The sequence below is a fragment of the Nocardioides panacihumi genome (assembly GCF_039530925.1).
GTDB lineage: Bacteria > Actinomycetota > Actinomycetes > Propionibacteriales > Nocardioidaceae > Nocardioides > Nocardioides panacihumi.
The window spans coordinates 181,520-194,600 of the sequence record NZ_BAAAPB010000003.1 but is presented as its reverse complement, the minus strand read 5'-3'; the positions used below and the strand labels follow the sequence as shown (position 1 = coordinate 194,600).

12 protein-coding genes are annotated in these 13,081 nt (G+C 70.4%); 7 read left to right on the top strand and 5 right to left on the bottom strand.

Going from position 1 to position 13,081, the window contains the following annotated elements:
• Positions 1 to 11: 11 nt before the first annotated feature.
• Positions 12 to 1,904 (bottom strand): sialidase family protein, encoded by a 1,893-nt coding sequence (locus tag ABD205_RS15545; protein ID WP_344046274.1) that lies wholly within the window; start codon positions 1,902 to 1,904, stop codon positions 12 to 14.
• A gap of 184 nt (positions 1,905 to 2,088) precedes the next feature.
• Between ABD205_RS15545 and ABD205_RS15540 the strand changes: the two genes are divergently transcribed.
• From ABD205_RS15540 to ABD205_RS15530, 3 genes are read left to right on the top strand one after another with little or no spacing between them, the layout of a single operon-like run.
• On the top strand, positions 2,089 to 2,751 hold the full coding sequence (locus tag ABD205_RS15540; protein WP_344046272.1) for a TetR/AcrR family transcriptional regulator: 663 nt from the start codon (positions 2,089 to 2,091) through the stop codon (positions 2,749 to 2,751).
• Positions 2,748 to 4,328 (top strand): MDR family MFS transporter, encoded by a 1,581-nt coding sequence (locus ABD205_RS15535; protein WP_344046270.1) that lies wholly within the window; start codon positions 2,748 to 2,750, stop codon positions 4,326 to 4,328. Before ABD205_RS15540 ends, ABD205_RS15535 begins: the two co-directional genes overlap by 4 nt.
• 14 nt (positions 4,329 to 4,342) lie before the next feature.
• Positions 4,343 to 5,155: a phosphatase PAP2 family protein gene (locus ABD205_RS15530; RefSeq protein ID WP_344046268.1), complete on the top strand. Its 813-nt coding sequence runs from the start codon at positions 4,343 to 4,345 to the stop codon at positions 5,153 to 5,155.
• Here ABD205_RS15530 and gad read toward each other — a convergent pair.
• The 4 genes from gad to ABD205_RS15510 form a co-directional block, all read right to left on the bottom strand.
• Positions 5,133 to 6,503, bottom strand: coding sequence for a glutamate decarboxylase (gene gad / locus ABD205_RS15525; protein ID WP_344046266.1), 1,371 nt, complete (start codon positions 6,501 to 6,503; stop codon positions 5,133 to 5,135). The two genes, ABD205_RS15530 and gad, sit on opposite strands and share 23 nt — an antisense overlap.
• 62 nt (positions 6,504 to 6,565) lie before the next feature.
• A complete protein-coding gene (locus tag ABD205_RS15520; RefSeq protein WP_344046264.1) occupies positions 6,566 to 7,954 on the bottom strand; it encodes a sensor histidine kinase in 1,389 nt (462 codons plus the stop codon).
• Positions 7,955 to 9,607, bottom strand: a complete 1,653-nt coding sequence (locus ABD205_RS15515; RefSeq protein WP_344046262.1) for an FAD-dependent oxidoreductase — start codon at positions 9,605 to 9,607, stop codon at positions 7,955 to 7,957. It abuts the gene before it with no gap.
• A 95-nt stretch (positions 9,608 to 9,702) separates the two neighbouring features.
• Complete coding sequence (locus ABD205_RS15510; RefSeq protein WP_344046260.1) at positions 9,703 to 10,206, bottom strand: MarR family winged helix-turn-helix transcriptional regulator; 504 nt, start codon at positions 10,204 to 10,206, stop codon at positions 9,703 to 9,705.
• 121 nt (positions 10,207 to 10,327) lie between these two features.
• On the opposite strand from ABD205_RS15510, the gene ABD205_RS15505 reads away from it, so the two are divergent.
• The 4 genes from ABD205_RS15505 to ABD205_RS15490 all read left to right on the top strand — a co-directional run bounded on the left by ABD205_RS15505 (position 10,328) and on the right by ABD205_RS15490 (position 13,008).
• Complete coding sequence (locus ABD205_RS15505) at positions 10,328 to 10,837, top strand: VOC family protein (protein ID WP_344046258.1); 510 nt, start codon at positions 10,328 to 10,330, stop codon at positions 10,835 to 10,837.
• Complete coding sequence (locus ABD205_RS15500) at positions 10,834 to 11,493, top strand: alpha/beta hydrolase (RefSeq protein ID WP_344046257.1); 660 nt, start codon at positions 10,834 to 10,836, stop codon at positions 11,491 to 11,493. The genes ABD205_RS15505 and ABD205_RS15500 overlap by 4 nt, the downstream gene beginning before the upstream one ends.
• Positions 11,490 to 12,293 carry a 2-keto-4-pentenoate hydratase gene (locus ABD205_RS15495; protein WP_344046256.1) on the top strand — a complete coding sequence of 268 codons (804 nt, stop codon included), beginning with the start codon at positions 11,490 to 11,492 and terminating at the stop codon, positions 12,291 to 12,293. The genes ABD205_RS15500 and ABD205_RS15495 overlap by 4 nt, the downstream gene beginning before the upstream one ends.
• Before the next feature lie 76 nt (positions 12,294 to 12,369).
• A complete protein-coding gene (locus tag ABD205_RS15490; protein ID WP_344046254.1) occupies positions 12,370 to 13,008 on the top strand; it encodes a YceI family protein in 639 nt (212 codons plus the stop codon).
• Positions 13,009 to 13,081 lie beyond the last annotated feature (73 nt).

The following is a 13,081-nucleotide window of genomic DNA, read 5'->3' as shown; positions in this document are numbered from 1 at the left end:
GCCGCCGCCGACTACGGGGCCTTGTCGCCGTAGATGTTCTGGTCGAGGCCTCCGGCGCGCGGGCACGTGTCGCCCGTGATCGAGCCGTCGGCGAGCGTGGTACGGCACTGCAGGACGTCGGCCCCGGCGTCACCGTCGTCGTCGCCGACCTCACGCTGGTCCGTCCCGGCGACCGTGTTGCGGTAGTCGGTCCAGGTGGCGAACGCCGTGTCCCCGAGCGAGCTCACCCAGATGTAGTCGCCCAGGAACGGAACGAGCCGTCCGCTGAACTGCTCGTAGTTCGGGTTCGAGCTCACGTCGGTGAGCCGCGTCGACGGTGCGATCGTCGTGCCTTTGTCGGTCGACCGCGAGGCGTAGACGTCGAGGGACGGTACGACGCTGCGGTCGGCGCAGTTGCCGACCGGCCTCGTCGGCGAGTAGCAGGGATCGTTGCGGCTGTCGTACCAGATGAAGTGCTGGACGCCGCCGTCCGCCGAGACGTCGGCCCAGAACTGATGGCCCTTGTTGGCGGTCCGGTCCGTGGGGTCGATGAGCCGTGGCGTCGTGGTGGCGCCGGTGGCGCCGTTGAGCCGCATGAAGTAGACGCCACCCTGTCCGCCAGTGCCCGGCTCGACGGTGCCGAACGTCGTGCCGGTTGGCGTCTCCGTGCCCGGGATGGTCTGCTCGAAGACCACGTAGAGCGTCTCGTCGGTCGGCGCCGCGAGCTGGTCGGCCGCCGCGCGCGGAGCCGCGTCGACCCGGGGGTAGGTGTAGCCCGAGGCGCACGCCTCGGTAAAGTCGCCACAGTCGCGACGGGTGCCCGCGGGCGCGTCCGTCTCGTCCTCGCCGACGTTGTCCTCCGCGCCCGCTTGCGCCGGTCCGGTCGTGGCGGCCGGCTGGTCGACGTAGGAGAACTTGTTCACCGTCGTCAGCAGCCGTGACGGGGAGAACGTCGCGCCGCAGTCCGTCGACTTGTTGTAGAGGATCGCGTCCTGGGTCTTGTTCGCGTGGTGGATGGTCGCGCTGTAGGTCACGTAGACGTGGCCGTTCGACGTCACGACGATCTCGGGGTCCTGGACGTCGTTCACGTTCGTCGTCAGCAGGCTGCCGTGGCTGAAGGTCGCGCCGTGGTCGGTCGACCGGTGGAAGTAGATGTTGGACCGACCGGCGTTGCCGGTGAACTGCGAGTTGGCGAAGTAGACGTTGTTCCGGCAGGCGCTCGCCGAGTGGTCCGCCTCGATCGCCGTCTTGTCCTGGAACTTGCCGAGCAGGTTCGGTGCCGACGTCCCGCGCGCGACGATCACGCTGCGCTGGAACTCCTTGCCGTCGTTGACGGTCGCCCCCGCTGGCCCCTGCGGGTTCACGAAGGTCGCCACCCACACGTCTCCGAACGTCTTCTTGGTGCCGGCCGGGTCGTCCGAGGACTCCGATCCGGCGAAGAGGCGGCCCTCGGCGTCCCACGCGAGCACGGGGTCACCGGCGCTCGCGGTGCGCACCTGGGCGCGGGCGGCGTACGGCGAGCTGTCGCCGGGGTAGCCGGGCACCAGAGAGCTCGTGAACGACGTACCGCCGTTCTCCGACCGGTAGTAGCCGAGCCAGATCGGGCCCGAGGCGATCGGTGCTCCGAACTCGTCCACCCCGTCGTTGTAGACGCCGCAGTAGTCGTTGGAGCTGCCCACCATCACCTGGGGGTTGCGGGGGTTCACGGCCACCGAGGGCTCGTTCTCACGCCCCCGCGAGCGCGAGCACTCCTGCAGCGTCGCATCCGTGTACGGCGTCCCGGTCGCCAGCGTGTAGTCGCTGACGTAGCCGGGCGTGGTCGGGGCGTCGTTGGTGAGGCGTACGTCGCTGCCCGGCGTGGACCCCGCCGCCATCGACGCCATGGCGAGTACGACGCCGCCGGCGCCCGCCGCACACCCGATCAACCTGCCCCTACGCGTCCTGATCACCGTCATCGTCGCTCCCCGTCCCAGGCAATGAGGGCAACGACTTTACCTTCTCGTGTGACGCAGATCACTCCTCCAAGTCGGGGATAGGTGGCGCCCTTCTGCGCCAGAGTCTGCGCTCACGCAATTTTGCATGACTGCAATCTTGCGGTACCGTAGATACATGACCGATGAATCGCCGAAGCCCGGGTTGCGCGACCGCAAGCGCGCCGCCACGCGGGCGCGGATCGAAGCCGCGGCCATCGAGCTCGTCCTCCGCGACGGGATCGAGGCAGCGACGGTCGACGCGATCAGCGAGCGTGCCGACATCTCCGCGCGCACCTTCTTCAACTACTTCGAGAGCAAGGACGCCGCGATCCTCGGGCTCCAGCCGCAGGCGCTGGACGAGGACGACCTGGCCGAGCCCCTCGCCGCCGCCGACCACCTCGACCCGATCCAGGCTGTCGTCGGCCTCGTCGTGGCGACGATGGGTGTCGCGCACGACGGCAACACCGACCTCCACCAGCAGCGCATCGAGATCATGCGCCGGCACCCGGAGGTCGTGACGAGCCAGTTCGCCCAGCTCAACGCCCGGAAGAACCGGCTGGTCGACCACGTCCGTCAGATCCTGGCGCGCGGCGGTCGCTTCGCCGACGACGCCGAGCTCTCGGGCCGCGCCACGATCGTGCTCGCCCTCTGCGCGAGCGCGGTCCGCGCAGCGGTCGAGACGTGGGTCGAGACGGCGAACGCCTCCGCCCCCACCGACTCCGACGCGCCGGACGAGGTCGACCTCATCCAGCAGCGCGCCCTCTCACTCATCACCAGCACTCTGAAGGAACTTCTATGACTCACGCAGCGACTGCCACCGTCGAGGAGACGGTCGGCGCGCAGCCCCGCCGCAGCATCGCGCTGGTCTTCGCCGGCCTCATGGTCGCGATGCTCCTGGCATCACTGGACCAGACCATCTTCAGCACCGCGCTCCCCACGATCGTGGGCGAGCTCGACGGCGTCGACCACATGCTGTGGGTGACGACCGCCTACATCCTGGCCTCGACGATCATGATGCCGGTCTACGGCAAGGTCGGTGACCTCATCGGCCGCAAGAGCATCTTCATCGCGGCGATCAGCCTCTTCATGGTCGGCTCGCTCATCGGCGGCGTCGCCGACTCCATGACGGTCCTCATCATCGGTCGCGCGGTCCAGGGCCTGGGCGGCGGCGGACTGATGATCCTGTCCCAGGCGATCATCGCCGACATCGTCCCGGCCCGTGAGCGCGGGAAGTACATGGGCATCATGGGTGGCGTCTTCGCGCTCTCCTCCGTCGCCGGCCCGCTGCTGGGCGGGTTCTTCACCGAGGGCATCGGCTGGCGCTGGGCGTTCTGGATGAACCTGCCGCTCGGCGTCCTGGCCATCGCCGCCGCCGTGTTCTTCCTGCACCTGCCTCACCACGAGCGGACGCGTCCGCGTATCGACGTCGCCGGCATCGCGCTGCTCGCGCTCGCCTCCTCGGCGCTGGTCCTCACGTCGGTCTGGGGCGGCACGACGTACGCATGGGACTCCACCGTCATCCTCGGCCTCATCGCCCTGACCGTCATCGCGGTCGTCGGCTTCGTGCAGGTCGAGCGCCGCGCCGCCGAGCCGGTCATGCCGCTGCGGATGTTCCGCGAGCGCAACTTCAACCTGACGACCGCCGCCGGCCTGATCATCGGCATCGCGATGTTCGGCGCGCTCGCCTACATGCCGACGTACCTCCAGATGGTCACCGGCGCCAGCGCGACCAAGGCGGGACTGCTGATGATCCCGATGATGGGCGGCCTGCTCGTCACCTCGACGATCTCGGGCCGAGCCGTCAGCCGGACCGGCCGCTACAAGGTGTTCCCGATCGTCGGGACACTGGTCACCGGCGTCGGCCTGGCGCTGCTCTCGACGATGACCGCCGACACGGCCGTGGCGGTCACCTGCGCCTTCCTCGCGGTCATGGGCATCGGGCTCGGCCTGTCGATGCAGATCCTCATCCTCATCGTGCAGAACACCTTCCCCGCCCGCGAGGTCGGCACGGCGACGGCGGCGAACACCTACTTCCGCCAGATCGGCGCCTCCCTCGGCTCGGCTGTCGTCGGCACGATCTTCGCCTCGCGCCTCACCGACCTGCTGACCGCGTCCGCAGGCTCGGCGGGAGGTGGCGTCGGCGACACCAACTCGCTGACGCCGGAGGCCGTCCACCACCTGCCCGCCGCCGTCCAGCACATGATCGTGAACGCCTACAGCGACGCCCTCACCCCGGTGTTCCTCTACCTGGTGCCGCTGCTCGGGATCGCGGCCGTGCTGCTGGCGTTCGTCACCGAGAAGCCGCTGGCGACCACCATCGAGGACACCCCCGCCGAGACCGCCGGCCTGCCGGTCCCCGCGCTGGCGCTCGACTGACCCCACCCGTCGACATGTCCCTCCTGCACCCACCTCGTCCGCGGGACGCCGTCACCGACGTACGGCGGGCCTCGCGTGTCCCCCGGCTCCGACCGGGCGCACGCGAGCTCGTCGTGCTCGGGCTGCTCTACGTGGCCTACTCGTCGGTCCGCATGCTGGCCTCCGACGACCTCGCCGACGCCCTGGCGCACGCGTCGCGCATCCTCCGGCTCGAGCAGCTCCTGCACCTCGACGGCGAGCAGTGGCTGAACGGCGTCTTCTTCGCGCACCGCGCTCTCGAGGTCGGCGCCAGCTTCTACTACGCCGCCGCGCACTACCTCCTCACGCCGGCGGTGCTGTTCTGGCTGTGGCGCCGACACCCCGACCGTTACGTGACGGCGCGCCGCGCGCTGGTCGCGGCCAGCCTGGTCGCGCTCGCGATCTTCCTGCTCCTGCCCACCGCTCCCCCGCGACTGTTCGGCGGCTACGACGACCTGCTCGCACTGACCGCCGACGTCGGCTGGTGGAGCACCAGCGCCTCGGCACCCCAAGGACTCGGCGACCTCACCAACGAGCTCGCGGCGATGCCGTCGATGCATGTCGGGTGGGCGCTGTGGTGCGCGCTCGTCGTGGCGACCTACGCCCGCAGCAGGACGATGAGGATCGTCGGCTGGGCCCACCCCCTGGTGACTGTGCTCGTCGTGGTCGGCACCGGCAACCACTGGATCCTGGACGCCGTCGCGGGCGCGGCGATCTCCCTGTCCGCCTGGATCGCCTGCGTGGTCCGCGACGACTCCCGGATCGGATCCGTCCGCACCGAGGAGCTCAGTAGCCGCTGCCCTGCTTGACCTGCTGCCGCTCCGACTCGTGGGTGCCGCCCTTCTTGTCGAGCGTCTCGCAGGCGTCGTGCATGTCCCGGCTCAGGCGCTCCACCTGCTCGCGGCTCATGGTCTCCTTGACGAGCGCGCGGAGGATCTTCACGTGCTCGGCGTTCGGCGGAAGGGTGTACGCGGGCACCATCCACCCCCGCTCGGCCGCGAGCTGCCACGCGATGTCGGACTCGTCGTACGTGTGCTTGCCTGCCAGCTTGAACGCGACCAGCGGCAGCTGCTCGAGGTCGCTGCCGATCACCTCGAAACGCCCGCTCTCGGCCGCGTGGCGGGCCAGCGCCCGCGCGTTCGCCTGCATCTGCCGCATCACGTAGGTGTAGCCCTCGCGACCGAGCCGGACGAAGTTGTAGTACTGGGCCAGCACCATGGACGCACCGGTGGAGAAGTTCAGCGTGAAGGTGGCGTCGGTCTTGCCGAGGTAGTTCTCGTAGAACACCAGGTCCTGCGCGAGGTCGGACTCCTCACGGAAGACCAGCCAGCCGATGCCCGGGTAGACCAGGCCGTACTTGTGGCCCGACACGTTGATCGAGCGGACCTGCTCGAGCCGGAAGTCCCACTTCGACTCGGGGTAGAGGAACGGCCACACGAACCCTCCACTGGCTCCGTCGACGTGGATCGGGATGTCCAGCTCGTGCTCCTGCTTGAACCTCAGGAGCAGGTCGTTGATGCCGACGACGTCGTCCTTGTGGCCGGTGAAGGTGGTCCCGACGACCGCCACCACTCCGATCGTGTTCTCGTCGAGATGGGGTTCGACGTCGTCGGGGCCGATCGTGTACTTGTCCTCGGCCAGGGGCACGATCCGCGGCTCGACGTCGAAGTACCGGCAGAACTTCTCCCACACCACGTGGACGTCTCCGCCGAAGACGAGGTTCGGGCTCTCGGTCGACCGCCCGGCGGCCTTGCGGCGCTCCCGCCACTTCCACTTCAGCGAGAGCGCGCCGAGCATGATCGCCTCGGACGACCCCTGGGTCCGGCAGCCGGTCGTGGGCCCGGGCGCATGGAAGAGGTCCGCCAGCATGCGCACACAACGCTGCTCGATCTCGGCCGAGATCGGATACTCCGCGTGGTCGATGAAGTTGCGATGGAGGTTCTCGGCGATCAGCCGCTGCGCCTCCGGCTCCATCCAGGTGGTCACGAACGTGGCCAGGTTGCGCTGCGGGTCGCCCTCCATGGCGAGGTCCTCGTCGACCAGCCGCATGGCGTCGACAGGGCTCATCCCGGTGTCCGGGAAGTGGGTCGAGGGTGCCGGCTGGGTCAGGAAGCGGTTGCCGTACAAAGCGGCCGCGATGGCATCTCCAGTGGTCATGCCGCCCACTCAAACACCTTCCCGGCGCCGGGTGATCCGCCGAAAACGGTGAGCCGCCCCGCTCAGGCCTGGGGCTGGGTGAGCGGGAGGCGGACCTCCATGACGTTGTCGCCGGGCTCGGGGTGGATCAGGATCTGCCCGCGATGGCGGTCGACGACGATGCGTCTGGCGATGTCGAGACCGAGGCCGGTCCCCTGACCGACGTCCTTCGTGGTGAAGAAGGCCTCGAAGGCGCGAGCCTCCACGTCCGGCGCCATCCCGGGCCCGCTGTCACCGACCTCCACCACGACGTGGTCACCGTCCAGCCGGGTGCTGATCCGCAGCGTGCCGCTCCCCTCCATCGCGTCGAGCGCGTTGTCGATGAGGTTCGTCCAGACCTGGTTGAGCTCGCCCGGGAACGCGTCGACGGCCGGTACGTCGTCGCCGTAGTCGCGCACGACGGAGATGTCCTCGGACACCTTGTGGCCCAGCATGACCAGCGTGCTCTCCAGGCCCTCGGTGACGTCGGTGCTCTGGCGCGACCCGCGGTCCATCTGCGAGTAGGAGCGCACCGCGGAGACCAGCTCGGAGATCCGCCTGGTCGACTCCCGCACCTCGCCGAGCAACGCGGTCGACGAGAGCGTCGCGGCCACCCACTCCAGACCGGGTTGCAGGTCGGCTCCCAGGACGTCGCGGACCTGGTCGCACCAGGCGGGCTCCGCTCCGGCCGCGGCGAGGACCGGCGCCAGCTCCCACGCCATCGCGACGTCGTGCTCCTCGAGCCACTCCGTCAACGCGTCCTCGCGGTCGGCGACGGCCACGGGATCCCGCAGGCGGGGGCGCCCGCCCAGATCGAGTCGCAGCGCATCGAGGGCCGTGAACTGCCCCGCGGAGATCCCGTGCTCGGCGAGGCCGCGCAAGGAGGCGAGCAACGCCGCGCTCGTCTCCTCCAGCGCCGCCACGGCACGGACCGCCGCGGCGGCGGGGTTGTTGAGCTCGTGCGCCAGCCCGGCGGAGAGGCGGCCGAGAGTGACGAGCGAGTCGCGCTGCCGGACGGTCGCCTCGATCCGACGGGCGGTCCCGAAGATGCCGTTGATCAGGTGGACCCCGAGCGGCAGCCACGCCCGAAGCCGTCGGCCGAGCGCCTCGGCGGGCACCTGGAGCAAGCGCCCCGGCTCCTCGCCGCAGCCGGTGGCGAGGTAGACCCCCTGCTGGTCCCAGGCCCGGAAGCCCCCGGACCACACACCGGGCATCGCCATCCGGCCGACGACCGCGTCCTCGTCGCCGAGCCGCCGCGTGAGCGTCAGCGAGCCGTCGACCAGCACCCACCAGAAGTCGGCGTGCTCCCCTTCGCGGAAGATGACGTCCCCGCGCCCGAAACGCACCTCGGCACCGTCGTCGAGCAGCTCGGCGAGCTGGTCGTCGCTGACCCCGTCGAAGAGCGCGATGGGGCGCAGGTCCGCGACGTCCATTCAGACCGTCGCCAGGTAGCGGTGGACGTGATAGACGGACATGGCGCCCTCCCCCACGGCGGAGGCGACCCTCTTCATCGAGTCCAGCCTCACGTCACCGGCCGCGAAGACGCCGGGAACGCTCGTCTCCAGCGCGTACGGCGCCCGCGCCAGCGGCCAGCGCACACCCTCGCGGACGAGGTCCGTGCCCGTCACCACGAACCCCTTCGCGTCGCGCGTCACGTCGGGGCCGAGCCAGTCGGTGCGCGGCGAGGCGCCGATGAACACGAAGAGCCAGGACGCCGGCACCTCCTCCGTCACCTGCCTGGTCCGGTCGGACAGGACGAGCGCCTCCAGGTGACCGTCGCCGCGCGCGTGCACCACCTCGGTGCACGGTCGTACGTCGATGTTCGGGGTGGAGCGGATCCGGTCGACGAGGTAGCGCGACATCGTGGCGTCCAGCGCATCGCCGCGGATCAGCATGACCACGCGCTTGGCGTGCTTGGCCAGGTTGAGCGCCGCCTGCCCTGCCGAGTTGGCCGCGCCGACCAGGTAGACCTCCTCGTCGGCACACTGCCGGGCCTCGGCCGCGTCCGCGCCGTAGAAGATCCCGCGGCCGGTGAAGTCCTCGGCCCCTGCAGCCTCGAGCCTCCGGTAGGAGACGCCGGTCGCGACGATCATCGCGCGCGCCTCGATCTCGCCACCGCCGTCGAGAAGCACGACCCGAGCAGGGCCCCGCTCCTCGAATCCTGTGACGTCGCGCGCCAGCACCAGCTCGGCACCGAACCGGGAGGCCTGCGCCAGTGCCCGGTGCGTCAGGTCGGCGCCCGTCAGGCCGCGCGGGAAGCCGAGGTAGTTCTCGATCGAGGCGCTCTGCCCGGCCTGCCCGCCCGGCGCCTCCCGCTCCACGACGACGGTGCTGAGGCCCTCGGAGGCGGCGTACACGGCGGCGGCCAGCCCGGACGGACCGGCCCCCACGATGCAGAGGTCGTAGACCTTCTGCGTCGCCATCGTGCTCAGCCCGAGGGCGCCCGCGAGCTCCATCGCCGTCGGTGCCAGCAGCGGCTCCCGATCGGGGACCAGCACCAGCGGCAGCGCCCGGTCGTCGGCCCCCGACACGGTGACGAGCGGTGCTGCCTCCGCGTCGCGCTCGACGTCCAGCCATCGGTACGGCACATGGTTGCGGGTGAGGAACTGCCGGATCTCGTGCGCCCGGTCCGACCATCGGTGATCGACCACCCGCACTGAGACCGACGCCTCCGGGTTGGCACTGCGCCAGTCGTCCAGCAGGTCGTCCACCACGGGATAGAGCCGCTCCTCCGGTGGATCCCACGGCTTGAGCAGGTAGTAGTCGAGGCCGATGTCGTTGATCGCCCGGATCGCGACGTCGGTGTCGGCGTACGCCGTGAGGAGCAGGAGCTTCGCTGTCGGCGCGTGCTCCCGGGCCCGCCCGAGCAGCTCGATGCCGGTCATCCGCGGCATCCGCTGGTCAGAGGCGATGAGCGCCACCGGATGGCCGCGCATCGCCAACCGCACGAGCGCGTCGAGCGCCTCCGCACCGGATGCCGTCCGGACGATCCGGTAGTCCGCGCCGTACCGACGGCGGAGGTCCCGGCTGATCGCTGCGGACACCTCGGGGTCGTCGTCCACGGTCACGATGGCCGGCTTGGTCACGCGCGCCTCCCAGGTCGTGGCCGAGACACTTGCCACGGACCTTACGCCGACACAGGACCGTCGTCATCGCCCGGATCGAGACGCGCCGGAGGCACTCATCGACCGCTGTCGGGCTGACCGGGCCGGTAGAGCGCGGTCATCCTTCCCTCCGGGTCGAGCCGGGCCAGCACGGCGTCACCGATGTCGGCGAGCTGGCGGACCTGGTCCGGTGCCAGGGCGTCGAGCACCTTGTCGCGCACGTGTCCGACGTGATCCGGGGCCGCGGCGACCACCGTCTCCCAGCCCGACCCGGTGAGGCGCGCATTCGTCGCCCGTGCGTCCTCGGGGCACGGGAAGCGTTCGACGAGGTGCCTCTCCTCCAGTCGACGCACGACGTGGGAGAGGCGGGCCAGGGTGGCGTTCGTCCGCTGGGCGAGTGCGCTCATGCGCAGCGTCCGCTCGGGCGCCTCGGACAGCATCGCCAGCACGAAGTACTCGAAGTGGCTCAGGTCCGCATCACGTCGCAGCTGGGCGTCGAGTACGCCGGGCAGCAACTCGGTGATGGCCACCAGCCGCAGCCAGGCGGCCATCTCCTCCTGGTCGAGCCATCGGGTTCCCATGAGGCCATGCTAGCCGACTTACTTGACGCTACAACCTTCTGCGGTTACTGTCTTAGTTGAAGCCACAACTAACTCTCGAAGGACATCTCATGGCGCATCACTCCACCGCCGGCAGGCCGTCATGACCATCAACGCCGTCCGCCTCAACCATGCCGTCCTGTTCGTGGCCGACCTCGAGCGCAGTGTCGCGTTCTACGAGAAGGCCTTCGGCATGACGGTGATGGCGCGCGAGCCTCGCGCGAACGCCGCCTTCCTGCGGCTGCCCCGCTCGGGCAACCACCACGACCTCGGCCTGTTCGGGGTCGGCGCTCAGCCGCCGAGGCCCCGCGGGTCGATCGGGCTCTACCACCTGGCGTGGCAGGTCGACACGATCGACGAGCTGGAGCAGGCCCGGCTGACCCTCGCCGAGCTCGGCGCCTTCACCGGTGAGTCGAGCCACGGGGCGACGAAGAGCGTGTACGCAGCCGACCCCGACGGGAACGAGTTCGAGGTGATGTGGATGCTGCCCCGCGACACCTGGGGCGAGTTCGAGAACGCGGCACCCGTCGAGCGGCTCGACCTCGGCGCCGAGGTCGCCCGCTGGTCGGGCGTCGGCACCGCTGCCGACCTCAACCAGGACGTCACCCGGTGAGCGAGTTCGCGGCACCCGTCGTCGCCACGTACGGCAGCACGGACCCCGGAGCCCCCTTGGTCGTCCTGCTGCACGGACGCGGCTCGCACGAGCAGCAGATCATCACCCTCGCACCGCACCTCCCGGCCGGACCGGCGTACGCCGCCGTGCGCGCGCCGATCGCCGAGGGCGCCGGCTTCGCCTGGTTCGCCAACCGCGGCATCGGGCGTCCGGTCGCGGACTCGCTCGCCGCGACCATGGCCTGGTTCCGCGGCTGGCTCGACGAAGTCGCGCCGGCGCGACGTCCGGTCCTGCTGGTCGGGTTCAGCGGCGGCGCGGCGTTCGCGGGCGGCCTGACCCTCGCCGACCCGCGGCGCTACGCCGGCGCCGCGATCCTCTACGGGACGCTGCCGTTCGACGCGGGCGTCCCGGTCGACACCGGTCGCCTCGCGGATCTGCCCGTGCTGGTGGCGCAGGGCGACGCCGACCAGGTCATCCCCCGCGAGCTGCTCGACCGGACCTGGCACTACCTGCTGGAGGAGTCCGGTGCAGCCACCGAGGCCGTTCGCGACCCCGGCGGCCACGGCATCAGCGCGGCCGCACTCCATCGGCTGAGCGAGTGGATCGAGGCCCGGGTCCACGACGACGCCGACGCGGGTCGGGCAGACCAGCGATGAGCGAGCCGATCGCGCCGGCCGAGGCGGCGTCGCTGCTGCGGACGGCACGCCTGGAGCGTCGTACCCTCGACCCTCTCACCGACACCTGGACCGACCTCGACGAGGCCTGGGGATATGCCGTCCAGGCGATCGACCGGGACGAGCGAACGACGGCGGGCGACGCGCTCGTCGGCGCCAAGCTCGGGCTGACCAGCGCCGCGAAGCAGGAGCGGATGCACGTCGACCGGCCGATCGTCGGCTTCCTCACCGCCTCGATGCAGGTCCACCCTCGCGAGCTCGGCAAGACCCTGGCGGACTGGGCGCAACCGCGCATCGAGCCGGAGATCGCCTTCGTGACGGCCTGTGACATCGCTCGGGCGCTCGACGACGACGAGGTGGCCGGCGCGGTCGCGTCGGTCGGCGTCGCCGCCGAGATCATCGACTCCCGCTGGACCGGATACCGGTTCCGCCTGCCCGACGTGGTCGCCGACAACACCAGCGCCGCCGGCTTCCTCCTCGGCACCGACCCGGTCTCGTTGCAGGAGGCGGGCGACCTGGCCGACCTGCGCTGCACGGTGACCGTCGACGGCGCGCTGGTCCACGAGGCGACCGGCGCCGCGATCCTCGGGCATCCCTTGCGTGCCCTGCGCCTGCTGAGCGAGCACCTCGAGCGGCACGGCCGGACGCTGCCGGCCGGCTCGCTCGTGCTGGCCGGCGCGCTCACCGACGCTGTCCCGCTCACCGCGGGGCACGACTACCGCTTCGCGATCGACGGGCTCGGCACGATCATGGTCCCCACCCATCCGGCGTCGAAGGCGTAGCCCCGCCTGGGAATACGTCAGGCACATGACCTGTTCAACTAATTGAATCTTCCACTTTCTCGTAGGAGCACTCCTGATGGGCATCTTCAGCCGCAAGCGCAACACCCCGACGTCGCACGTGGCCCCGAGCCGCGTGGCCGTGCCGGCCGGCACGACGTTCGACACCCCGACCGCCGTCGTCGACGACATCACGGGTGACTACACGCTCGACGCCAGCCACACCCGCATCGGGTTCTCCGCCCGCCACGCGATGGTGACGACCGTGCGCGGCGCGTTCACGGACTTCGAGGGCACGGCGCACATCGACACCGCCACGCCGGCGAGCTCCTGGGTGAAGGTCAGCATCAAGGCCGAGTCCATCAACACCGGCAACGCCGACCGCGACGGCCACCTCCGCTCCGGCGACTTCTTCGAGAACGAGACCCACCCGGAGATCACCTTCGCGTCCACGGCGGTCGACGTCGACGGCGGCACGTGGAACGTCACCGGCGACCTGACCATCAAGGGCGTCACCCACTCGATCACCGTCCCGTTCGAGCAGACCGGCTCCGCCCAGGACCCCTTCGGCAACACGCGCGTGGGCTTCGAGGGCGTCGCCACGCTCGACCGGAAGGACTGGGGCCTCGTCTGGAACGCCGCTCTCGAGACCGGCGGCGTGCTCGTCTCCGAGAAGATCAAGCTCGAGTTCGACATCTCCGCCATCAAGAACGCCTGACCCTTCGGGTCACCGCGGCCGGCCGCGTGCGTCCCAGGCGCCCGCGACAACGGTCACGAACGGCGGTCCACCC